Origin of the sequence: Cupriavidus sp. HMR-1 (assembly GCF_000319775.1) — a bacterium.
GTDB classification, from domain to species: domain Bacteria; phylum Pseudomonadota; class Gammaproteobacteria; order Burkholderiales; family Burkholderiaceae; genus Cupriavidus; species Cupriavidus metallidurans.
Genome location: NZ_ANKP01000220.1, coordinates 31806 through 53696, shown reverse-complemented (window position 1 = coordinate 53696; position 21891 = coordinate 31806). Strand labels below are relative to the sequence as shown.

The 21891-nt window shown below is 64.8% G+C and carries 19 protein-coding genes; 12 read left to right on the top strand and 7 right to left on the bottom strand.

Annotated elements, in window-relative coordinates; all coding sequences use genetic code 11:
* The first annotated feature begins 79 nt into the window (after window positions 1-79).
* Window positions 80-1042: an alpha/beta fold hydrolase gene (locus D769_RS20805; RefSeq protein ID WP_052018136.1), complete on the top strand. Its 963-nt coding sequence runs from the start codon at window positions 80-82 to the stop codon at window positions 1040-1042.
* Between the two features lie 303 nt (window positions 1043-1345).
* On the top strand, window positions 1346-2641 hold the full coding sequence (aceA, locus tag D769_RS20800; protein WP_008649123.1) for an isocitrate lyase: 1296 nt from the start codon (window positions 1346-1348) through the stop codon (window positions 2639-2641).
* A 99-nt stretch (window positions 2642-2740) separates the two neighbouring features.
* Here the strand turns inward: aceA and D769_RS20795 are convergent, their stop codons facing one another.
* From D769_RS20795 to D769_RS20785, 3 genes are all read right to left on the bottom strand, one after another.
* Window positions 2741-4402, bottom strand: coding sequence for a DUF3131 domain-containing protein (locus D769_RS20795; RefSeq protein WP_040011176.1), 1662 nt, complete (start codon window positions 4400-4402; stop codon window positions 2741-2743).
* A gap of 117 nt (window positions 4403-4519) precedes the next feature.
* On the bottom strand, window positions 4520-4954 hold the full coding sequence (locus D769_RS20790; protein WP_008649117.1) for a universal stress protein: 435 nt from the start codon (window positions 4952-4954) through the stop codon (window positions 4520-4522).
* Between the two features lie 165 nt (window positions 4955-5119).
* Complete coding sequence (locus tag D769_RS20785) at window positions 5120-6079, bottom strand: substrate binding domain-containing protein (RefSeq protein ID WP_008649116.1); 960 nt, start codon at window positions 6077-6079, stop codon at window positions 5120-5122.
* Window positions 6080-6244: 165 nt separating this feature from the next.
* Between D769_RS20785 and D769_RS20780 the strand changes: the two genes are divergently transcribed.
* Together D769_RS20780 and aceB are read left to right on the top strand one after the other, a co-directional pair.
* The gene (locus tag D769_RS20780) at window positions 6245-6958 is read left to right on the top strand and encodes a haloacid dehalogenase type II (protein WP_008649115.1); all 714 of its coding nucleotides are present in this window, start codon (window positions 6245-6247) and stop codon (window positions 6956-6958) included.
* A gap of 49 nt (window positions 6959-7007) precedes the next feature.
* Entirely contained in the window at window positions 7008-8591 is a 1584-nt protein-coding gene (gene aceB, locus D769_RS20775; RefSeq protein ID WP_008649114.1) for a malate synthase A, read from the top strand.
* A 113-nt stretch (window positions 8592-8704) separates the two neighbouring features.
* Here aceB and D769_RS20770 read toward each other — a convergent pair whose 3' ends face one another.
* Window positions 8705-9115, bottom strand: a complete 411-nt coding sequence (locus D769_RS20770; protein WP_008649113.1) for a VOC family protein — start codon at window positions 9113-9115, stop codon at window positions 8705-8707.
* A 244-nt stretch (window positions 9116-9359) separates the two neighbouring features.
* Here D769_RS20770 and D769_RS20765 point away from each other — a divergent pair, with 244 nt between their 5' ends.
* Window positions 9360-9830, top strand: a complete 471-nt coding sequence (locus D769_RS20765) for an SRPBCC family protein (protein ID WP_008649112.1) — start codon at window positions 9360-9362, stop codon at window positions 9828-9830.
* Between the two features lie 107 nt (window positions 9831-9937).
* On the top strand, window positions 9938-11353 hold the full coding sequence (locus D769_RS20760) for a DHA2 family efflux MFS transporter permease subunit (RefSeq protein ID WP_234706966.1): 1416 nt from the start codon (window positions 9938-9940) through the stop codon (window positions 11351-11353).
* On the opposite strand, the gene D769_RS20755 is transcribed toward D769_RS20760, so the two are convergent.
* The gene (locus tag D769_RS20755) at window positions 11354-11623 is read right to left on the bottom strand and encodes an acyl-CoA-binding protein (protein WP_008649110.1); all 270 of its coding nucleotides are present in this window, start codon (window positions 11621-11623) and stop codon (window positions 11354-11356) included.
* A gap of 194 nt (window positions 11624-11817) precedes the next feature.
* Here D769_RS20755 and tsaB point away from each other — a divergent pair, with 194 nt between their 5' ends.
* The 4 genes from tsaB to D769_RS20735 are packed head-to-tail and all read left to right on the top strand — an operon-like array spanning window position 11818 to window position 15191.
* Window positions 11818-12579 (top strand): tRNA (adenosine(37)-N6)-threonylcarbamoyltransferase complex dimerization subunit type 1 TsaB, encoded by a 762-nt coding sequence (gene tsaB, locus D769_RS20750; protein WP_040011177.1) that lies wholly within the window; start codon window positions 11818-11820, stop codon window positions 12577-12579.
* Window positions 12576-13142: a ribosomal protein S18-alanine N-acetyltransferase gene (gene rimI, locus D769_RS20745; protein ID WP_008649108.1), complete on the top strand. Its 567-nt coding sequence runs from the start codon at window positions 12576-12578 to the stop codon at window positions 13140-13142. Before tsaB ends, rimI begins: the two co-directional genes overlap by 4 nt.
* On the top strand, window positions 13139-14101 hold the full coding sequence (locus D769_RS20740; protein ID WP_008649107.1) for a uracil-DNA glycosylase: 963 nt from the start codon (window positions 13139-13141) through the stop codon (window positions 14099-14101). Before rimI ends, D769_RS20740 begins: the two co-directional genes overlap by 4 nt.
* Entirely contained in the window at window positions 14082-15191 is a 1110-nt protein-coding gene (locus D769_RS20735) for a DUF1853 family protein (protein ID WP_040011175.1), read from the top strand. Before D769_RS20740 ends, D769_RS20735 begins: the two co-directional genes overlap by 20 nt.
* Before the next feature lie 50 nt (window positions 15192-15241).
* On the opposite strand, the gene lplT is transcribed toward D769_RS20735, so the two are convergent.
* Window positions 15242-16561, bottom strand: a complete 1320-nt coding sequence (gene lplT / locus D769_RS20730; RefSeq protein ID WP_008649105.1) for a lysophospholipid transporter LplT — start codon at window positions 16559-16561, stop codon at window positions 15242-15244.
* A gap of 459 nt (window positions 16562-17020) precedes the next feature.
* Here lplT and alr point away from each other — a divergent pair, with 459 nt between their 5' ends.
* Both alr and radA read left to right on the top strand, forming a co-directional pair.
* Window positions 17021-18127 carry an alanine racemase gene (gene alr, locus D769_RS20725; RefSeq protein ID WP_008649104.1) on the top strand — a complete coding sequence of 369 codons (1107 nt, stop codon included), beginning with the start codon at window positions 17021-17023 and terminating at the stop codon, window positions 18125-18127.
* Entirely contained in the window at window positions 18128-19495 is a 1368-nt protein-coding gene (gene radA / locus D769_RS20720) for a DNA repair protein RadA (protein WP_008649103.1), read from the top strand.
* A 73-nt stretch (window positions 19496-19568) separates the two neighbouring features.
* Here radA and D769_RS20715 read toward each other — a convergent pair whose 3' ends face one another.
* On the bottom strand, window positions 19569-21665 hold the full coding sequence (locus D769_RS20715) for a hypothetical protein (protein ID WP_008649102.1): 2097 nt from the start codon (window positions 21663-21665) through the stop codon (window positions 19569-19571).
* Window positions 21666-21891: the final 226 nt, after the last annotated feature.

Here is a 21891-nt window from a genome sequence, read left to right as displayed (position 1 = left end):
CGCGTTTCAAACGCCGTTGCCCGGTGCGCGACGGCGTTAGCATGGCCGACGATGACATCCTTCACTGTCAACGGACGCCATGACCCCTCCAGATTCCGCGCATCCTGAGTTCTCTCCGCCCGCTCCGACACACTTTGCCGTGCAGTCCGGCCCCGTGAGGCTGGCTGCCACGGCGTGGGGCGATCCAGCCCAGCCGGTGGTCGTGCTCGTGCATGGCTATCCGGACAACAGCCATGTCTGGCATGGCGTGGCACAAGCCCTGGCCGGCCGCTTCCGTGTGGTGGCCTACGATGTGCGCGGCGCCGGGGCATCCGATGTGCCGGCCGACATGGCGGATTACCGGCTCGAACGCTTGGCCGACGACTTCATCGCTGTCGTCGACGCGGTGTCGCCGGATCGACCGGTGCATCTGGTGGGCCACGACTGGGGTTCGATCCAGGGATGGGAGTTCGTGACCGATCCGCGTCTCTACGGCCGCATCGCCTCGTTCACCTCCTGTTCCGGGCCTTGCCTCGATCACGCCGCCCGCGCGTTGCGCGAGCCGCCTCGGCACTGGGGCGCCACACTGCGCCAGGCGCTGGCATCGTGGTACATCGTGTTCTTCCATATTCCCGGCTTGCCAGAGTGGAACTGGAAGCTCTGGCTGGGACGCAACTGGACGTTCTGGCTGCGCCGGACGGAAGGGCTCCATACCGCCGCCAACCCCACGCAGACTGCCGATGGCGTCCATGGCCTGCGCCTGTACCGCGCCAACTTCAGAAACCGAATGCGTCATCCACATAACCGCCACGCGCACGCGCCGGTACAGGTGATCGTGCCGACACGCGACCGCTACGTGCGCCCCGCCGTGACGGAAGGCGTGGGACGCTGGGCCGCTCAGGCGTGGCGGCGTCCCGTGGATGCCCACCACTGGTTTCCACTTGCCGCCCCCCAACTCATGGCGGCAATGGTTTGCGAATTTGTCGACCATCTTCAGGGCGCGCCAGCGTCCCCCGCACTGCAATCCGCCCGTGTTACGTCGGAGGCTGTCAAAATTTCATAATGCGGAAAGATGTTTTGTTTCGCAAAAATACGAGCGTGCGGGGCACAAGACGGTTTCTCATGATGAAAGATTGCTTGCCGCATCGTGGGAAGATTGATCTAAGTCATTGTTTGTAAATAGATAAAAAACGAGGTGATCGCCACATAAGTCGCTTGTTGCAACGCGGGAGTCTTTTCTACACTCTTATATAAGACACATGACTTGAGACGCGAAATGCACGGCGTCCGGGTCGCTCGGCAGATGAGTACGGTGGGTGTCACGGAATCCAACGCCAATCGCCTAGTTGTTATCAGGAGAGTGAACATGACGTCGCGCCAACAACAGATTGAAGCCCTGCAGAAGGATTGGGACACCAATCCGCGCTGGAAGGGCGTGAAGCGTAACTTCACCGCCGAAGACGTGGTTCGTCTGCGCGGCTCGGTTCAGATCGAGCACACGCTGGCTCGTCGCGGCGCGGAAAAACTCTGGCACCTGCTGAACACCGAGCCGTTCGTCAACACGCTTGGCGCGCTGACGGGCAATCAGGCCATGCAGCAGGTCAAGGCCGGTCTGAAGGCCATCTACCTGTCGGGCTGGCAAGTCGCTGGCGACGCCAATCTGGCTGGCGAAATGTACCCCGACCAGTCGCTGTACCCGGCCAACTCTGTGCCGATGGTCGTGAAGCGCATCAACAACACGTTCCAGCGTGCCGACCAGATCCAGTGGAGCGAAGGCAAGGGCGACATCGATTACTTCGCACCGATCGTGGCTGACGCGGAAGCCGGTTTTGGCGGCGTGCTGAATGCTTTCGAACTGATGAAGTCGATGATCGACGCGGGCGCCGCTGGCGTTCACTTCGAAGACCAACTCGCTTCGGTGAAGAAGTGCGGCCACATGGGTGGCAAGGTGCTGGTGCCGACCCGCGAGGCCGTCGCCAAGCTGACCGCAGCACGCCTGGCCGCCGACGTCTCGGGCGTGCCGACCCTGGTGATCGCCCGGACCGACGCGGAAGCCGCTGACCTTGTGACTTCCGACGTGGACGAGCGCGACCAGCCGTTCCTGACCGGCGAGCGTACGGTGGAAGGTTTCTTCCGCTCGAAGCCCGGCATCGAGCAGTCGATCGCCCGTGCCCTGGCCTACGCCGAGGTGGCTGACCTGGTCTGGTGCGAAACCGGCAAGCCGGACCTCGAGTTTGCCAAGCGTTTCGCGCAAGCCGTGCACGCGAAATTCCCGGGCAAGCTGCTGGCCTATAACTGCTCGCCGTCGTTCAACTGGAAGAAGAACCTCGACGACGCAACGATCGCCAAGTTCCAGAAGGAACTCGGCGCGATGGGTTACAAGTTCCAGTTCATCACGTTGGCAGGCTTCCATTCGCTGAACTACTCGATGTTCAACCTGGCCCACGGCTACGCCCGCAACCAGATGTCGGCATTCGTGGAGTTGCAGGAAGCGGAATTCGCCGCCGCAGAGAAGGGCTTTACCGCTGTGAAGCACCAGCGTGAAGTGGGTACGGGTTACTTCGACGCCGTGACGCAGACCATCGAAGGCGGCCAGTCATCGACGACTGCGCTCAAGGGATCCACCGAAGACGAACAGTTCTTCGAAAAGAAGGTGGCCTGACCTGGGTTTGAGGTAGTAGAAACCTGAAGTTGCAGTACGCAACGCCGCGTCGTCCGGTAGGGGACGGCGTGGCGTTGTTTTTGGTGCGGGCTGGCCGGCTTACGTGTTCGCCGGGAAGTAGAACTCTTCGAGTTCAAGCAGCGGCTGGAGCGCGTGGCCCCACTCCTTATCCACATAGCCGCGCAGCTTGCCATCGGTCAGGAAGTTGGTCACGGCGCCGAGCGCCCATGCGGTATTGGCATGCAGGATACATTTGGCGACCGTGCCGTCTTGCACGGCGACGCTGTCCATCATGCCGTAGACCGGATGATTCAGCGTCGGGAAGTTCTTGAGCAGCCGTTCCATGTTGGCCATGGTGGCCTCCGGTTGCTCTTCGATCAGCAGCAGCACGGAATAGATCGACACAACAGGCCCGGCGCGTGTGGATTCACGGTTCCCGTCTGGGCGGTAGCCGCCCACCGACAACGGCGGCGCGCCGAACTCCGTGTACCCGTTGGTGGATGGGATGGTGGCGGGCGAGAAGCCCCAGTAGCCATCGAAATTGTCCTTGCCGTACTGGATGTGTGCCTTGGCCAAGTTGGGGTGCGAACGGCCCCAGTTGTTGACGCCCCATTTGGCCTCGGATATCAGGACCGGCACCGTAAAGGTCTCGAATACGGAACCGCCGTTGGTTGGCATGAAGCGTAGTCCGCCGTACTGCCACGTGTCTTCATAGACGCGCACGCCTTCGTAGGTGCGGTATTTCGATTCGTCGATCTTTCCGGCGGCCCCGGGCGGCACCCGGCCGATGTGGAAGTACTGGCTGCGCGGCACCTGCCCGAGCGCGATGCCGGCGTAGGCCAGCAGCCGCGTTTCGCCCAGCAGCCCGTACGTGCCGCCCTGGTGCGCCTGGGTCTTGGGGTTGTACGAAATGAAGTATCGCTGGTTGGCGGGGTTCACCATCGTGTCAAACCGCATCTGGCCGAGTATGGCCTGTGCTTGCCCGGCGAGCGCGGGGTACGCCTGTTTGGCCAGGGCAAGGCTGACGGCCAGCCACGCGTTCTCGATCGACCCGACATCGCCGTTCGGCTCGGCGGTGTTGCTGTCCGTCGTGCCGAGCAGCAAGCCGCCGATGGCGCCTTTTCGCCCGGCTTTCTGCTGGAGTGTGGCGATGGTGGTCAGCAGGCGGGCAACGCGCTGCTCGGCCTCGTCGGGCGGAATGAAGCCGAGATCCCGTGCCGCCGTGAGGTTCTGGATGTGCTGGCCGATGTTGCCGGTGAAGATCCACGGATAGGCCGATGCCACGCCACGGGTGTTCAGGCATGCACGGTTGGAAGGCAGAGCACGGCCCTTCGGGTCCAGCGTCTCGGACGCCTTCCATAGCGCCCGCGCGTACTCGCGCGCCTGGACCTTGAGCGCCGCGTAGGGGGGCGCATACTCGCCCGGGGGCTCCGGGTCAGGTTCGCGAGTGGGCGGCACCGGCTTTGGCTCTGGCTCTGGCTCTGGCTCTGGCTCTGGCACTGGCACTGGCACTGGCACTGGCACTGGCACTGGCACTGGCACTGGCACTGGCACTGGCACTGGCTCGGGCTCGGGCTGGGGAGCGGGTGCGGGATTGGGAGCATCCCCTGTGCCGGATGGGGCAGCGGGGGTGGCCGTCGTGACGGGGTCCGTATCGCCGCCGCCGCAGGCTATCAGCAGCGTGCTGATGCAGATACAGAACGTCCGGCGCGCAAAGGAGAGTCCCCAGCTAAAGGAGAGTTCCGGGACATGGTGTGCCATGATCTAGCCAAGAATGAGTCGAATGACGCATTCTTGGCGGGATCGCGCACAATTAGAATCGTACTATGCTGATTTTTTGGCGTGTTATTGCGGCGAACTGCAACATCGGGGGTCGTGTCATCGATAGACAATCACCGGGATGTCAGTGTGGGTCAGCACCTTCTGCGTTTCGCTGCCGAGCAGCAGGCCCGACAGGCCGCGCCGGCCGTGGGATGCCATGAAGATGACATCGCAGCCATGGCGTTCCGCCGCGTCAATGATGCCGAGATAGGGCACCGCGAAGGTGGTCATGTCGGCATCGAACGGCAAGCCGTCCGCCACGGCGGCGTTCTCGATTTCCTTCAGGTAGAGCCTGGCCTGGTTCTCGATGCGTTCCTTGAACGCTTGCGGAGCCTCGACCACGATCTCGCTGAAGGGTGTGTACGGATATTCCTCTAGACAGACGTAGGCGGTCACGCGGGCGCCGATAGCCTTGGCCAGTTCAAGACCGCCGTCGATGGCTTTCTTGGACAGCTCCGAGCCGTCGGTGGGCAGCAGAATGTGCTTGAACATACCGGACCTCCTTTTGTGAGTCGATGGGGGACCAGGCCGTGCAGCGCCTGTCTGACTTGATTGTAGTCAGAGTGCGCTGTGCGCCATTGCGAAATATCAATGCGTGAGGGAAAGCACTAGACGCATCGTGACAGCGGCGCAGGCGGTAGCCATCGATCTAGGCAGCTAGGCAGGTGCGGTGATATCGACGCCGGCGTTGGTGCTGGGTTGCGCCATTTCGGCGCGGCGCCAATAGGCGGGGTTGCCGTAGGTGTTCTTGAGGTGGTCGATAAACAGGCGGACGCGCAGCGGCAGGTGCTTGCGTTGCGGAAAGACGGCGTGGATGCCGATCGGCGGCGCCTGGAATTCGTCGAGCACGGTCACGAGTCGGCCGCTGGCGATTTCCTGGCCGACTTCCCACCAGGAGCGCCAGGCGAGTCCGTAGCCGCCGAGGCACCACTCGTGGAGCACGGCGCCGTCGGTACATTCCATGTTGCCGCCTACCTTGACGGTGGTGGCCCGGCCGTCCTGCTGGAAGACCCAGCCGCGCTGAACGTTGGCGCTGGCGCCGAAGGCCAGGCAATTGTGACGTGCGAGTTCCTCGGGCTGTGTCGGCGTGCCGGCGCGCGCCAGGTATTCGGGGGAGGCGACGACGACGCGGCGGTTTTCCGCCAGCCGGATGGAGACCAGGCTCGAATCGGGCAGGTCGCCAAGCCGGATCGCGCAGTCGAAGCCTTCGTTGACCAGATCGACAACGCGGTCGGAGAGATCAAGTGTGAGTGTGACGTCAGGATGGGATTCGATGAACAAGGGGACCAGCGGTGCCACGTGCTTGCGGCCGAAGCCGGCAGGCGCGGTGATGCGCAGGTGGCCGCTGGCCTTGACGCCGCCGGCGGAGACGCTGGCCTCGGCATTGTGAAGGTCATTGAGGATGCGCTGGCAATCCTCCAGGAACGCCGAGCCTTCAAACGTCAGGGTGATCTTGCGCGTGGTGCGTACCAGCAACTTCACGCCGAGCCGTTCTTCGAGCGCATCGATGCGGCGCCCGATGATCGCGGGCGCAACGCCCTCCGCAGCCGCGGCGGCAGACAGGCTGCCACGTGATGCGACCGATACAAATGTCTCCAACTGCTTGAATTGAGCCACGGATGTTCGCCGGTTGATACATAAGTCGAGGTCAAGTTGGGCAAGATTAGTGGTGCAAAAGTAAAAGATCAAGTGACCAGCCTTGGCTTTGCCGCACTGCAACGTCTCACTACAATTCGATGCATTCAATCGTGTACAGGTCCATTCAGTCGATCCGGTCGTTAGATGAGCAAGATTCGCGCGGTGGTTTTCGATGCTTACGGCACGCTGTTCGACGTGTATTCTGTCACGGCGCGCGCGGAGCAACTGTTCCCGGGCAAGGGCGAGACGCTGGCCCTGCTGTGGCGCGAGCGGCAGATCGACTACTCGCGGCTGCGTTCGCTCGCCGCGCCGGACGGTTCGCGCTACAAGCCGTTCTGGGACATCACGATCGATGCGCTGCGCTATGCGGCCGAACGGCTCGGACTGCCGCTCGACGAAGCGGCGGAAGCGCAACTGCTGAAGGAATACGCGTGCCTGTCGGCGTTTCCGGAGAACCTTGGCGCGCTCAAGCGGCTACGCCGGGCGAATTTGCCGCTCGGCATCCTGTCCAACGGCAATCCGGAGATGCTCGACATCGCCGTGAAGAGCGCGGGGATGCACGGGCTGTTCGACCACGTGCTGTCTGTCGATCCGGTGCGCCAGTACAAGACTTCGCCGGCCGCGTACGCGCTGGGGCCGCAAGCGTTCAACCTGCCTGCTGGCGAGATCCTTTTTGTCTCGTCCAACTGCTGGGATGCCTGTGGCGCCACCTGGTTTGGCTACACCACTTTCTGGATCAATCGTGCCGGTCATCCGGCGGAGCGCCTCGACGTGGCGCCCACCGGTACCGGGCACGACATGAACGACCTGCTTGCTTTCGTTTCGCCACTGGTTGCTGCCACTGGCGTTGCGCTCTGACGAGCCAGGCCAACCCTTAACACACCATCGCACCTACAGGAGATGACTGATGGCTATCACGCTGCCCGCGGGCATGAAGATTACCGGCGAGATTCTGCCGGCTTATGAAGACATCCTGACGCCGGAAGCCCTGGCCCTGGTCGACAAGCTGCACCGCGCCTTCGAGGCGCGCCGTCAGGAACTGCTGGCCGCCCGCGTGGCGCGCACCAAGCGCCTCGACGCCGGCGAACTGCCCGACTTCCTGCCGGAAACCAAGAGCATCCGCGAAGGTGACTGGAAGGTTGCGCCGGTGCCGAAGGCGCTGGAATGCCGCCGCGTGGAAATCACCGGCCCGGTCGAAGCCAAGATGGTGATCAACGCCTTCAATTCGGGCGCTGACAGCTACATGACTGACTTCGAGGACTCCAACACCCCGAACTGGCACAACCAGATGCAGGGTCAGGTGAACCTGAAGGCCGCCGTGCGCCGCACGCTGACGCTGGACAGCAACGGCAAGCACTACAAGCTCAACGACAAGATCGCCACGCTGCAGGTGCGTCCGCGCGGCTGGCACCTGGACGAGAAGCACGTCACGATCGACGGCAAGCGCGTCTCGGGCGGCATCTTCGACTTCGCGCTGTTCCTGTTCCACAACGCCAAGGAGCAGATTGCCCGCGGCGCCGGCCCGTTCTTCTATCTGCCGAAGATGGAAAGCCATCTGGAAGCGCGTCTGTGGAACGACATCTTCGTGATGGCGCAGAACGAAATCGGTCTGCCGCAAGGCACGGTCAAGGCCACGGTGCTGATCGAGACGATCCTGGCCGCGTTCGAGATGGAAGAAATCCTGTACGAACTGCGCGAGCACAGCGCCGGCCTGAACGCTGGCCGTTGGGACTACATCTTCTCGTGCATCAAGAAGTTCAAGGTCGACAAGAACTTCTGCCTGGCCGACCGCGCCAAGGTGACGATGACCTCGCCGTTCATGCGCGCCTACGCGCTGCTGCTGCTGAAGACCTGCCACAAGCGCGGCGCGCCTGCGATCGGCGGTATGAGCGCGCTGATCCCGATCAAGAACGATCCGGAGAAGAACGCCATCGCCATGCAGGGCATCATCGGCGACAAGCGCCGTGACGCCACCGATGGCTACGACGGCGGCTGGGTGGCCCACCCGGGTCTGGTCGAGCCGGCAATGAAGGAATTCGTGGACGTGCTGGGCGACCGCCCGAACCAGTTCGACAAGCAACGTCCGGACGTCGACGTGAAGGGTGCTGACCTGCTGAACTTCCAGCCGGAAGCGCCGATCACCGAAGCCGGCCTGCGCATGAACATCAACGTCGGCATCCACTACCTGGGCGCCTGGCTGGCTGGCAATGGCTGCGTGCCGATCCACAACCTGATGGAAGACGCCGCCACCGCCGAGATCTCGCGTTCGCAGGTGTGGCAGTGGATCCGCTCGCCGAAGGGCAAGCTGGAAGACGGCCGCAAGGTGACCGCCGAGATGGTGCGCGCGCTGATTCCGGAAGAGCTGGCCAAGGTCCGCGAAGTGGTGGGCGCAGGCGCCACGTACGACCGTGCCGCGCAGATCTTCGAGCAGATGTCGACTTCGGAAGACTTTGCCGAATTCCTGACGCTGCCGCTGTACGAAGAAGTCTGAGTCCGGGCGCCAGCCTGAAAAAAATCCCACGGTGATGAGCCGTGGGATTTTTTTTTCCCGCCGTGACTGGATAAGAGCGTCGCGGTGGGGGCGTGGCCATGGCCAGCGCCCGCTCAGCGCTCCGCGTTGGCGCCATAGCCATCGCCTTTCCACTCGATGAAGCAGAGTCCGTGTCCGAATGGGTCGGACAGCATGGCCTGCCGGCCCCAGTCGAAATCGCGCGGCCAGTCTTCCAGTTCCGCTCCCGCGCCGAGCGCGCGCTCGATCGCCGGTTCCAGCGATTCGACCACGAAATCCAGATGCACCGGCGTCCAGTGGCGGGCGTAGTCGCGCCGGCTGTCGCTCCGCGTGGTGGCGAATGTGCCGGGCGGTTTTGCCAGCAGAAAGACCGGCGCGCAGGCGCCGTGCATTTCCGCCACCGTGCCGTCGAAGAGGGTGCGGGCAAGCCGCATCCCCAGTCCTGTCTCATAGAAGCCGATGCCGCGTTCGAGGTCATCGACGTCGATGTTGATCAACAACTCCATGCCTGCCTCCTGAGCGCCTTCTGGGCGATGTTTCCGGTGCCGGGGTCATGTCGGCTGCCGCTCCTGACGGCTCCTGACTCCATGCCGGTACCGGGCGAGCATTGTGCGCCCAGGCTCCTGACAAAAGCTGTCAGGAGTGATGCGCGAATGCCCACCCGCGATCGACCCGATCCGGGTCAAAAGCCACCGACGTTGGCACGCGAGAGGCCTCATAATACGGACATTCACGATTAGGAGAGTCAAGTTGCGTTTCGAGCACCTGGTGGAGATCAATGACCCGGCCAACCCCACGCTGGAGCCGCTGACCGCGGACCAACTCTGGCAGGGACTGGTGTTGCGCGCGGAGTCGCCAGAGTTGTTCGTGCTCGGGCTGGACCGGGCCGAGGTCGTGGAACGGGGGGATGGCTGGATCGAGCGCGTGCTGCATTTCGGTCAGGCCAACATACGCGACCGGGTCGTATTCGAGCCGCGCCGCGCCGTGCGGTACGAATCGGCAGCCACAGCCGAGCATGCGGGCGGCACGCTGACCATGATCATCGAGACCCCGGGGCCGGGCGCGTTGCTGGCACGTTTCATTTACGAGACCACGATGCCGAGCGTCGACGCAAGCGGCGATGACCGCTACGCCGAGATTGTCAAATCCGCCTACCACGAGGCCGACCTCGACACCGTGCGCAAGATCCGCGAGATTGCCGCCACGGGGCAGCTCGGGTGAAGCGCGAATCCACCGCGCCGGCAGGTACTGGCAGCGGGGAATCCGGAGGCGGCAACCACGGCGGTGGTGGCGGAGGGTCGCGCCGCGGTGGGCCCACGCGCGCGCAGTTGCGGGCGCGCTATGGCGATCGCCTGCGCTGGCTGATCCTGTTGACGCTGATGCTTGGCACGGTGTCCTCCATCGTGTCGTCGACCATCGTCAACGTCGCCATTCCGGACCTGAGCCGGCATTTTCTGCTCGGCCAGGAGCGCGCCCAATGGGTGGCGGCCAGCTTCATGATCGCCATGACGCTGTCGATGCTGCTCACGCCTTGGCTGCTGAACCGATATGGCCTGCGCAGGACCTTCATCGGCGCGCTCGCGCTGCTTGGTGTGGGTGGCCTGATAGGTGGCGTCGCGCCAACCTTCGGTGTGATGCTTGCGATGCGTGTGGCCGAAGGCGTCGCGGCGGGCATCATGCAGCCGCTGCCCAATATCTTCATCCTGCGCGTGTTCGACGAACGCGAGCAGGGCAAGGCCCTGTCGCTGTTCGGCTTCGGTGTGGTGCTGGCGCCAGCCGTCGGGCCCAGCGTGGGCGGCTTTCTCGTCGAGACATTCGGCTGGCGCTCGATTTTCTTCGTGGTGGTGCCGCTGACGCTGATCGCCCTGGCGATGGCGCGTCGCTTCATGGCGGTGGACTCCGCGATGATGGGTGAGCGCAAGCCGCTGGACTGGCGCGGCCTGATGCTGGTCGGCGTGGCCACTGTCAGCCTGCTCAACGGGCTGGTGGAGATGCGCGGCGACGTGCATTCGGGGATTGGACTGGTCGCCCTGGGCGTGGTGATGCTTGCCGGATTCGTGTTCTGGCAACTGCGCGCGCCGTATCCGCTGATGAACATGCGGCTATACAGCTACCGGCAGTTCTCGGCCGGCGCCATCGTGGCGTTCATTTACGGGGCGGGGCTGTTCGGCTCCACGTACCTGCTGCCGGTCTACATGCAGATGGCGCTGTCCTATACGCCGTCGGCCGCGGGCATCGTGCTGATGCCAGCTGGCGTTGCGCTGGCGGTGACGATTGCCGTGGCCGGGCGCCTGACCAGCCGGGTCCCGCCGCACCGGCAGGTGTCGTTCGGGCTGGCGTTGCTGGCGGGGTCGTTTCTGCTCATGGCCACCGGGTCGACGGCTACGCCATACCTGCTGCTGGTGTTATATGCAGTGATCGGCCGGATCGGACTGGGCTGCGTCCTGCCCTCGCTGACGATGGGCTCGATGCGCGGGGTGGATTTCTCGATGATTGCGCAGGGCTCGAGCTGCATCAATTTCGTGCGGCAACTGGGCGGGGCGATCGGTGTGAGTCTGGCTGGTGTGGGGCTGCAATGGCGCCTTGCCGAACACGGCGCCGTGCTCGGCAAGGGCGGTGACGTGGCGGCGCAAGCCGCGCGCATCCAGGCTTTCGACGAGACTTTCCTGGCCGTGGGCGTGGTGATTGCCACAGCGATCCTGGCCGCCTGGCGCATCCGCCCGCGGCCAGTGCCGGCTGATTGATCAGCTGGCCTTGCCTTCGAGCAGGTCAGTCACGAGTTCGATGTACTTCTGCATCGCTTCCTCGCGGCCGGTGCCCTTGAGGGCTTCCCAGGCCTCGAACTTGTAGCGGCCCACGAAGTCGGTCATGCCTGGCTTGTCGCCGTGGGCGTCGCCTTCGGCGCCTTGCTTGTACAACGCGTACAGACGCAGCAGCGTCATGTTGTTGGGACGCTCGCTCAGCGTCTTGACGTCGATCTGGGCCTGGTCGAAACGGGTCTGCAGGTCGCTCATGAATATCTCCGGTAAGGCGGTGGATCAGTACAGTCTGCGATGATAAGCGGCGACGTCGGCTGTTTCAGCGCAAAAAAACCGAGGAACCGCTCGGTTGCGCCGGTTGGCGCATGGCCGAAGCGATGCTGTTCGCAAGGCCGCCGCCGTGCGTCGGCGCCTTACAGCTTTGGCCCGGCAACGGATACAATCGCGCCATGTCCTGGATTCTTGCTGTCGAAACCTCCACTGAGTGGTGTTCCGTCGCACTCGGACGCGCCGGAGCAGACGGCGCCATCGAGTGTTTCTCCCGTCATGAGCATACCGGCGCGCGATCGTCGTCGCGCGTGCTGCCGGCCGTAGGCGAAGTGCTGGCCGAGGCCGGTATCCGCCTGGCCGATTGCGCTGCCATCGCCTTTGGCGCCGGCCCCGGTTCGTTCACGGGCCTGCGCACGGCCTGCGGTGTCGCGCAAGGCCTGGCGTTTGGCGCCGGGCTGCCGGTCATTCCGGTCAATGTGCTGATGGCCTGCGCGGAAAGTGCGCGTGCGGGCACCCCGTTGTTGCCCGCCGGCACGGCGGTGCTGGTCGCGCTGGATGCGCGCATGGACGAAGCCTATGCCGCCGCGTTCCGCTGGGAAGATGCTGCCAACGAATGGCGCATGGACGGCGACATGCAGGTTGTCGCGCCAGAGGCCGTGGCGCGGCCCGACGGCGATTTCTGGATCGCGGGCAACGCGGCGCAGGTGTTCGGCGAGCGGCTGGCCGTCGCGGCCCAGGCAGGGCGCGTGGTGCCGGAGGCCATGCCTGACGCACGCGCCATGGTAACGATCGGCCTGCGCGCGCTGGCGCGCGGCGAGACCATCGACGCCGCGGATGCCATGCCGTTCTACATACGCGACAAGGTCGCCCAGACCATCGCCGAGCGCGAGGCGGTTGCCGCCGCCAAGGCCGCCGCGGCAAAAGTTGGAGATGCAGCGTGAGCGTCGCCATCGCGCCGATTCCCGATCAGCCCATCTGGCCGGAGACCCCGACCATGCCGGCGCTGCCCGCGGGCTGGGCGCTGGATCGGATGAGCGCGCTGGACGTGGAGGCGGTGGCTGAAATCGAACAACGGGCCTTTAGCCATCCCTGGACACGCGGTAACTTTGAGAATTCGCTCAAGGCCGGTCATCTCGGGCTGACCTTGCGCGATCCGTCGACGGCGCTGATTGGCTACGTCATGCTGATGCCGGTGGTCGACGAGATGCACCTGCTCAACATCACCATCGATCCGGTGTTCCAGCGGCATGGCTATGGCCGGTTGCTGCTGGGCATCGCGCTGGCTACCACGCACGCTCACCAGCTTCATACCATGCTGCTAGAGGTTCGCCCGTCGAATACCGGCGCGCTGGCGCTGTACATGGAGGCCGGGTTCGTGGAAATCGGCCGCCGCAAGGGCTATTACCCGGCCACGGCGCTCGGGCGCGAGGACGCGCTGGTACTGCGTCGCGACTGGTCGGCGGACCCGCCGGCGGTTTTGTCGACCGAGGAGGGTACGGTATGAACCGTCGGACCATGTTCCTCGAGGTGCTTGGCATTCCGGCCGAATGGGTGCCCCGCAGGGCGCCCGAAGCCGCTGAACTTGCCCAGGCCGAAGTCGCCGAAATAGCTGAAACGGTCGCCGTTGCCGAGCGCCCGTCGGCGAAGCCCGCGCAGGTTGCGGTGCCTTCGGACGTTGCGCCGGGGCTGGCGGACGTCGTCGACGTTGCCGCAGTCGCTGAAGTCGCTGACATGGGCGAAACTTCCGCGGCACCGGATATCGCGCACGCGGTCAACGAGGCGGAGGTCGCGGAAACGATCGAAGCCTTCGATACCCCTGGCCCAGCCCATGTCGTGGAAGTGCCGGTGCCGATCGCACTGGCGCCGGCGCAGGATGGGCGGGAAGCGTCGATCGCCGCGATGGACTGGCCGGTGCTGGCCGACAGCGTGGCCGGATGCACGGCCTGTGGCTTGTGCTCGACGCGCACGAACACCGTGTTTGGTGTCGGTGATCAGCAGGCCGAATGGATGCTCGTCGGCGAGGCGCCTGGCGAGAACGAGGACCTGCAAGGCGAGCCGTTCGTCGGCCAGGCTGGCAAGCTGCTCGACAACATGCTGGGGGCCCTCGGTTTGGCGCGTGGCCGCAACGTTTATATCGCCAACGTGCTCAAATGCCGTCCGCCCGGCAACCGCAATCCCGAGCCGGGCGAAGTGGCGCAATGCGAACCGTATCTGAAGCGCCAGATCGCGCTGATCAAGCCGAAGGTGATCGTGGTTCTGGGCCGCTTCGCGGCGCAGTCGCTGCTGCGCTCCACCACGCCGATCGGCAAGCTGCGCGGCGCGGTGCATAGCTACGAAGGCATCCCGGTGGTGGTGACTTATCACCCGGCCTATCTGCTGCGCACGCTGACCGACAAGGCACGCGCCTGGGAAGATCTTTGCCTGGCCCGCGAGGTACACGATCGTGCGGGAGCTCAAGCCTGATCTGGCGCAGGGCATCCCCCCGGGCGGGCCGGCAATGACCGGCGCCGACGGGCAGACGCCGCTCTGGCGGCGCGCGCCCTCGCAACGTACCCGCGACCTGGCGTGGAGTTCCTTGTCGCCGCCGCTGCTTTCCCGGTTGCCAGATGGGGCCGATGTTGTGCGCGTAGCGCAATGGCCAGCCGATGTGCGCGCCGCATGGCAGGATTGGCTGGCCCAGGCCGATCCGTCCACGCTCCCCGAGACCATCACAGAACTGAGTCACCACGCCGATGCCAACGACGGCCGCAGCCTCCGGCTGGGCCGCCATGCCGAGCGGTTGCTGCACTTCGCCTTGGACCATGCGCCGGGCATCGAACTGCTGGCCGCCAACGTGCCCATCCGCCGTGCCAATGGGCATGGCGTGCAGACGCTCGGCGAACTCGATGTCGTCTGGCGCGATCCCGTCGTCATGGAAACCGTGCATTGGGAAATGGCGGCCAAGTTCTATTTGATGGTCGATGGCATCGAGGACCGACGGCTCGACCTTCGTGCATTTGTCGGCCCGAATCTCGTGGATCGGCTGGGCGACAAGCTTGACCATATCGTGCGCCGGCAATTGCCGCTGGGCCGCACCGCAGAGGCGAAGGCCGCGCTCGGCCATGCGATCGACCGGAGTGAGGTCTACCTGCTGGGCTGGCTATTCTATCGGGACGGGGTGACGCCGCCGGGGCTGGATGTGCTGGGTATCGCCCCCGACCACCAGCGTGGCTGGTGGTCCACGCTGGATGTCTGGATGGACCGTGCGTCGGTGCGGGCAGGTCAGGGGAGTGGCGCGGCGCGCTGGTGCCGGCTGCAGCGTGCCGACTGGTTGTCTGGCGCGCGTGTGCCGGAGGCTGAAACCGAATCAGCGGAAGTGCTTCATGCGGTGCTGGCGGAACGATTTGGCGACGCGCATCCGGACCACGGCTGGCGGCGCGATGCGCCTGTCATGGTTTGTGAAATGGAGCCCGCCGGGACCGATCAGCCCGGCATCTGGGTGGAGCGTTCGCGCGGCTTCGTCGTGCCGCGCGGCTGGGAAGCGCGCGCCATCGAACGGGCGCGCAGGGATTGACCGGGGCGGGGCGGTGGTCCCCGCCAGCAGGGCTGCGGGCCCCGCCTGGGTCAGTGGTGCTTGTCCTCGCCGATCATCGCCAGCGAGTTGTAGATCTTCACATTGTGCTTGTGCAGGCGCATGACCAGCAGCATGGTCGCGCAGATGAACAGGCCCAGCGCCACGATCACGAACCCGATCGGTACATTCAATTTGATCAGCAGCGCGTACAGGCACAGCATCAGCAGCACCGACACATTCTCATTGAAGTTCTGCACCGCGATCGAGTGACCCGCCGAAAGCAGCACGTGGCCGCGGTGCTGGAGCAGTGCGTTCATCGGCACCACGAAATAGCCGGACATCGCGCCGACGATCATCAGGAAGACGTAGGCGATGGCCATGTACAGCGGCATGTGCAGGCCGAACAGGTCCAGCGTCACCTCCGGAATGGTGTCCTTGGTGTAGAACGCCATGATCATCACCGTCACGCCCATGGCCACGCCGAACGGCAGCACGGACAGCGACTTGCGCAGCGGAATCCTTGCCGCAGCCATGATGGCTCCCACGGCCACGCCCACGGCCACTACGGCTTGCAGCAGCGCGCCCTGCGACAGGTTCAGGCCGAGTGACTTTTCCGCCCACTTGAGCACGATGAACTGCAGCGTGGCGCCCACGCCCCAGAACAGGGTGGTGACCGCCAGCGAGATCTGGCCGAGCTTGTCGCGCCAGAGCGCGATAAAGCAGTCGCCGAACTCCGCGATCAGCTTGACCGGGTTCTTTTCCTGCTGGGGATAGCGGGCACCGGTGTCCGGAATGAACAGGTTGAAGATCGACGCGATCACGTAGAAGAACATGATCACCACCATCGCCGCTTCGGCCGGCGTATTGATGCCGGTGTCGACGTACGGCATGTCGAAGTGCAGCAGGATGGTGGAGACGTGAACCGAGATCAGCGCGCCGCCCACTACGGTGCCCAGGATGATCGAGCCCACGGTGAGGCCTTCGATCCACCCGTTCGCCATGACCAGTTTCTCGGGGGGCAGCAGCTCGGTCAGGATGCCGTACTTGGCCGGCGAATAGGCCGCAGCCCCGAACCCGACGATCCCGTAGGCCAGCAGCGGGTGCAGCCCGAACATCATGATGGCGCAGCCGACTATCTTGATCGTGTTGGTGATCGCCATGACCTTGCCCTTGGGCATCGAGTCCGCGAAGGCGCCCACAAAGGCAGCCAGCACCACATAGGACAGCACGAAGAACAGCTTGAGCAGCGGGGTCATCCACTGCGGGGAATGCAATTCGGTGAGAAGGGCAATGGCAGCAATGAGCAGCGCATTGTCGGCCAGCGACGAAAAAAACTGCGCGGCCATGATCGTGTAGAAACCCTTCTTCATACCTTCGACTTTGTCTCCATCGCGGAAGCCCGCCTGGGCGGACAAATGCCCGCCAGCCGGCAGCGCCGCGGCTTGCAGGGAACCTGTCGCTCCAGCTTTGTCAAAGTGGGGCGGTTGCGCAACATTCGCGTGCTTTGCCGCCTGCCTGACCGTCATTGACATATTGCTTCTCTTTTAAAACATTGCCGGAGCGTCCGGCTTTATATCACGAAACCGCGACATTTCAGCACACAGGGAAACGCGCATTGGACAGCATGTCGCCGCTTGGATTCCCGGAATTTTCGTCCGGTTGTGTTCAAATATCGACTGCGCGATGCGAGAGCCGCAGGCCGGCGTTTCTGCCGACCATCCACCACCGTCCGGTGTCCCCATCAACGCACGAATCCCGCAGGTTGCTGACCGGGTCTTCCCTGAATTGGTGCAAGACCCATCCGGCAGCCGGCCCAAGTTGTCTATTCCATGCCAAGACCCATTCAAGCCGTCATCCACCAGCCCGCGCTGGCCAACAATCTTGAGGTGGTGCGTCGCCAAGCGCCGGCATCCCGCATCTGGGCTGTCGTCAAGGCCAACGCCTACGGCCACGGCATCCGCCGAGTCTTTGCCGGTCTCAAGGCCGCCGACGGGTTTGGCCTGCTCGATCTCTCGGAAGCCGTGCTGTTGCGCGACCTTGGGTGGCAGGGCCCGATCCTGCTGCTCGAAGGTATCTTCCAGGCGCAGGATGTGCCGCTGCTCGAGCAATACCGCCTGACCACCGCCGTGCACTGCGAGGAGCAGTTGCGGATGCTTGAGCTGGCCCGCCCCAAGGGGCCGCTGGCGATCCAGCTCAAGCTGAATACCGGCATGAACCGCCTCGGCTTCCGTCCGGCGCAGTACCGCGCCGCCTGGGAACGGGCCCGGACCATGTCCTGCATCGGCAGCATTGTCCACATGACGCACTTTTCCGATGCCGACAGCAAGCGCGGCATTGCGCATCAGGTGGAAGCCTTCGAAGCCGCCACGGCCAACCTGCCGGGGGAGGTCAGCATGGCCAACTCGGCCGCCGTGCTCTGGCATCCGCAGGCGCATCGCAACTGGGTGCGCCCCGGCGTCATCCTCTACGGCGGATCGCCCACCGGGGTGTCGTCCGATATCGCCGAGACCGGCCTGCAACCGGCGATGTCTCTCCATAGCGAGCTGATCGGCATACAGGATCTGCAACCAGGCGATACGGTCGGCTATGGCTCCATGTTTACTGCGGACCGCGCGATGCGGGTCGGGGTGGTGGCGTGCGGCTACGCCGACGGCTACCCGCGCCATGCGATGGGCTGGGGCGAGCGCCGCGCGCCGGTGCTGGTCGACGGCGTGCGCACGCAATTGGTGGGGCGGGTGTCCATGGACATGATCTGCGTCGACCTGACCCCCTGCCCGAAGGCAAAGGTAGGCACGCCGGTCACGCTCTGGGGCCATGGTCTGCCGATCGACGACGTGGCCGCCGCCAGCGGCACGGTTGGCTATGAACTGATGTGCGCGCTGGCGCCGCGCGTGCCGACTTCCGTTGCCACGTTGACTACCGCCGACGCCGTATAAATGGCCAAAACCAAGACGGTATACACATGCACCGAGTGCGGCGGCACCACGCCGCGCTGGGCGGGCCAGTGCCCACAGTGCAACGCCTGGAACACGCTGGTGGAAACGGTGGCGGATTCGGGTTCGTCCGCGGCACGCCGTTTCCAGCCGCTGGCGACGTCCGCCGTGGTGCGCAAGCTGTCGGAGATCGAGGCGGCCGATGTGCCACGCTTCTCGACCGGTATCGACGAGTTCGACCGCGTGCTTGGCGGCGGCCTGGTGGCGGGTGGGGTGGTGCTGATCGGCGGGGACCCTGGCATCGGTAAATCGACCCTGCTGCTGCAGACGCTGGCCAACCTGTCGGCCAGCCGGCGCGTGCTCTATGTGAGCGGCGAGGAATCCGCCGCCCAGATCGCGCTGCGCGCCCATCGCCTGGGTGTGGAGGCGGCCACGCTCGGCCTGCTGCCCGAGATTCAGTTGGAGAAGATCCAGGCCACGCTCGAGGCCGACAAGCCCGAGGTGGCCGTGATCGACTCGATCCAGACGGTTTACTCGGAGGCGCTGACGTCCGCGCCGGGCTCCGTGGCTCAGGTACGCGAATGCGCGGCGCAACTGACGCGGATCGCCAAGAGTACCGGCATCACGATCATCCTGGTTGGCCACGTGACCAAGGAAGGCAGCCTGGCTGGCCCGCGTGTGCTCGAACACATCGTGGACACGGTGCTGTACTTCGAGGGGGACACCCATTCCTCGCACCGCTTGATCCGGGCGTTCAAGAACCGCTTCGGCGCGGTCAACGAACTCGGTGTATTCGCGATGACCGAGCGCGGCCTGCGCGGCATCAGCAATCCGTCGGCGCTGTTCCTCTCCCAGCATGAGGAGCAGGTGGCCGGTTCCTGCGTGCTGGTGACCCAGGAGGGCACGCGGCCATTGCTGGTCGAAGTGCAGGCGCTGGTCGACACCGCCAACGTGCCGAATCCGCGCCGGCTGGCCGTGGGCCTGGAACAGAACCGGCTGGCGATGTTGCTGGCCGTGCTGCATCGTCACGCGGGTATCGCGTGTTTCGACCAGGACGTCTTCCTGAACGCGGTGGGTGGGGTCAAGATCACCGAGCCGGCCGCCGACCTGGCCGTGCTGCTGTCGATTCATTCGTCGATGCGCAATAAGCCGCTGCCTCGCGGCCTGGTGGTGTTCGGCGAGGTGGGCCTGGCGGGAGAAATCCGCCCGAGCCCGCGCGGACAGGAGCGGCTCAAGGAAGCCGCCAAGCTTGGCTTCACGATGGCGGTGATTCCGAAGGCCAACGCGCCGAAGCAGCGGATCGACGGACTGGAGGTCATCGCGGTGGACCGGCTGGAACAGGCCATCGACCGGGTCAGGCATCTGGACTGACGTGGAAGGAAAAAAAGCCCCGCCGAAGCGGGGCTTTTTCATGGGCGCCGTCTCTGGCGCCCGAGCTGCCGGATCAGCGGTAGGTGCCCACCACCCGCACGAACTTCTGGGTATCGTCACCCGTGGTCGAGCGGATCTCGATGGTGCGCTGGTCTCCGGCCAAAGCGAAGGCCGGGAACGTGGCGCCGTTGCAGCTACCGAACGCGCTGGAGCCCTGCTTGGCGGTGCTGACCGTGACGGAGCGCTGCAGGTACGACGGCACGTTGGTCTGGATGAACGTGCGATCGCCCGCTGCGGGCGCGGGCGCAACCGCGGCGGCGAACTGGCGGCCGAAGGCGAGGGCGCGGTCCACGGGCTCGGCGTTCTGTGTCCAGTTCACATCGACCGTGGTCTGGACGCCGGTCTTGCCGCCGGACGTCGTCACGAAATCGAGACTGCCTTCCGCGATCTCGTTCCAGGTCTGGCGCGCGATGACAGACGGCATCAGCACGCCACCCGACGACGTCACGGTGAACGAATCGTCCGGCGAGGCCGGCAGTGTGGTCTTGTAGGACAGATCGTTGTTCAGATACCAGACGTCGAACGTGTAGCTGGCGAAGGTCGGGATCGCGGCGATGTCGCTGTCGGACAGCGGCGCCGACGCATAGGTGTTGGCGCCCGAACTCAGCGACGACCAGGTCAGCGCATCCCCAGCTTTCAGCGGCGTCGCGGCCAGTACCACGGTACTGCTGGACTGCCCTGAACTGTTGATGACCTCGTTGGCCGCCGTGGGGTCGTCGGCGGCGTACCTCAGCGAGCCGTTCAGGTTCTGGATCACGAGGTTGGCGCTTGAGCCGCATACGCGCGAACGGGCCAGTACGACACCCGCGCTGGGCAGGCCGGGGCCCGTGACGCGCACGAGCTGCGCCTTGTATCCGAGGCCGGTCTGCGGATTCAGCAATACGCGCAGACTGGTTTCATAGCGCGAAGCGATGCCCGCAGCCGGATTGCGCTCGATCACCTTGCTGATGCGGCGCGTGACGGCAGCTTCGTACTGGCGCTGGTTGCCGGTCATCGTCCACGTGCCGGCGCGGTTGGTCACGCGGCGGGTGAACTGCGACGTACTGCCGTCGGCACGCACGAACGGGAAACGCACGAATGCCGTGGCCTCGCCGCTATCGGCCTTGCCGTTGAACAACACGATCGGAGCCTGGAAGACGGCGCCATTCATGTCAGTCGACGAGAACAGGGCGGAGAAATCGACGGCTGCCGAATAGCTGTTGTTGAGATAGTCGCTGGCGAATGCCGGCGCGCACGCCGTGAGCAGCGCGGTGGCGCTGGCACGAGCGGCCGGCGCCGCGGCGAAGCAGGCTTGCAGGTTCGCGCGGATTGCTTCGAACGTACGGGCATTGGTGGAGGCTGTCGGCGTAGGCAGTGCGGCGGGCGGGTTGGTCAATGCGCCGGCGTCGAGCACGGCTTCCGGAATGGAACCGCCCGTAAGTTGTGCCCCCCGGGATGCCAGCTTGACGCCGTTGGTGGTCAGGGTCACGTGGATGAGGTCGATGACCGCGTCGGCGCCCTGGCCCTCGGTGGTGAGCGGGGTGGAAATCGGGTCGAAGCTGCTGGCGTTCAGCCCGGCGCTGGTTGCGACATTGGCCAGCACGGCACGCAGGGCGGCCGTGGCTTGCTGCACGCCGGCGCTGCTGACCTTGCTGTTGAGCGCGCTGGCGCTGGTCAGGTCGGACGGATTGCCGCCAGCCAGCAATGCCGCAAGCGCGGTAGTCAGCGGCGTCACGTTGGCCGTGACCGTGGAGCCGCTCGCGGGTTTGGTCGGCAGCACGGACACATAGGTCACGGTCTCGCCACCGGCCGTGCCGGTTGCCAACAGGGCAAACGGCGCGCGGAAGCCGGATACGTCGAAGCTGTACCGTCCGTTTGCGTCGGCGACGCGGGTGCCGACGGTCTTGCCATCGGCATCGAACATGGTGACCTGCGCGCCACCCATGAACGCACCGGATGCCGCAGTACCTTGCACCGTTGCCGCGGGCTGGCTGCCGCCGCCATTGTTGCCACCAGTGCTGCCGCTATCGCCGCCACCACCACATGCCGCTATCACCGCAACCGTCATGATGCCGAGCACGGGTGTCCAGATGCGCGAGCCACGCCCGCGCAACGTCTCTTGAATCCCCATTTGATTTGATTTCCCTGAGTGCCGGATGGCGAGTCCGGCTGTCTTATTGGATTTCTTGCGTTCGCCGATCCGAGAGGATATTCACGTGGCGATGATGCTGTTCCCCACTTTGGTGGGGTGTGGCGAGTGCGACACAAAGGCCGGCCACGCTTGACGGAGGACCATGCGCGGGCACTTGGTCAATGCCGAATCGGGTCGATGCGGCAATCCGCCACAGCTGCCGGCG

What these genes read in the sequence shown, in the direction of transcription:
- D769_RS20805 (WP_052018136.1), top strand. Translation starts at nt 80, where the DNA reads ATGACCCCTCCAGATTCCGCGCATCCTGAGTTCTCTCCGCCCGCTCCG.
- aceA (WP_008649123.1), top strand. Translation starts at nt 1,346, where the DNA reads ATGACGTCGCGCCAACAACAGATTGAAGCCCTGCAGAAGGATTGGGAC.
- D769_RS20795 (WP_040011176.1), bottom strand. Translation starts at nt 4,402, where the DNA reads ATGGCACACCATGTCCCGGAACTCTCCTTTAGCTGGGGACTCTCCTTT.
- D769_RS20790 (WP_008649117.1), bottom strand. Translation starts at nt 4,954, where the DNA reads ATGTTCAAGCACATTCTGCTGCCCACCGACGGCTCGGAGCTGTCCAAG.
- D769_RS20780 (WP_008649115.1), top strand. Translation starts at nt 6,245, where the DNA reads ATGAGCAAGATTCGCGCGGTGGTTTTCGATGCTTACGGCACGCTGTTC.
- aceB (WP_008649114.1), top strand. Translation starts at nt 7,008, where the DNA reads ATGGCTATCACGCTGCCCGCGGGCATGAAGATTACCGGCGAGATTCTG.
- D769_RS20770 (WP_008649113.1), bottom strand. Translation starts at nt 9,115, where the DNA reads ATGGAGTTGTTGATCAACATCGACGTCGATGACCTCGAACGCGGCATC.
- D769_RS20755 (WP_008649110.1), bottom strand. Translation starts at nt 11,623, where the DNA reads ATGAGCGACCTGCAGACCCGTTTCGACCAGGCCCAGATCGACGTCAAG.
- tsaB (WP_040011177.1), top strand. Translation starts at nt 11,818, where the DNA reads ATGTCCTGGATTCTTGCTGTCGAAACCTCCACTGAGTGGTGTTCCGTC.
- D769_RS20740 (WP_008649107.1), top strand. Translation starts at nt 13,139, where the DNA reads ATGAACCGTCGGACCATGTTCCTCGAGGTGCTTGGCATTCCGGCCGAA.
- lplT (WP_008649105.1), bottom strand. Translation starts at nt 16,561, where the DNA reads ATGAAGAAGGGTTTCTACACGATCATGGCCGCGCAGTTTTTTTCGTCG.
- alr (WP_008649104.1), top strand. Translation starts at nt 17,021, where the DNA reads ATGCCAAGACCCATTCAAGCCGTCATCCACCAGCCCGCGCTGGCCAAC.
- radA (WP_008649103.1), top strand. Translation starts at nt 18,128, where the DNA reads ATGGCCAAAACCAAGACGGTATACACATGCACCGAGTGCGGCGGCACC.
- D769_RS20715 (WP_008649102.1), bottom strand. Translation starts at nt 21,665, where the DNA reads ATGGGGATTCAAGAGACGTTGCGCGGGCGTGGCTCGCGCATCTGGACA.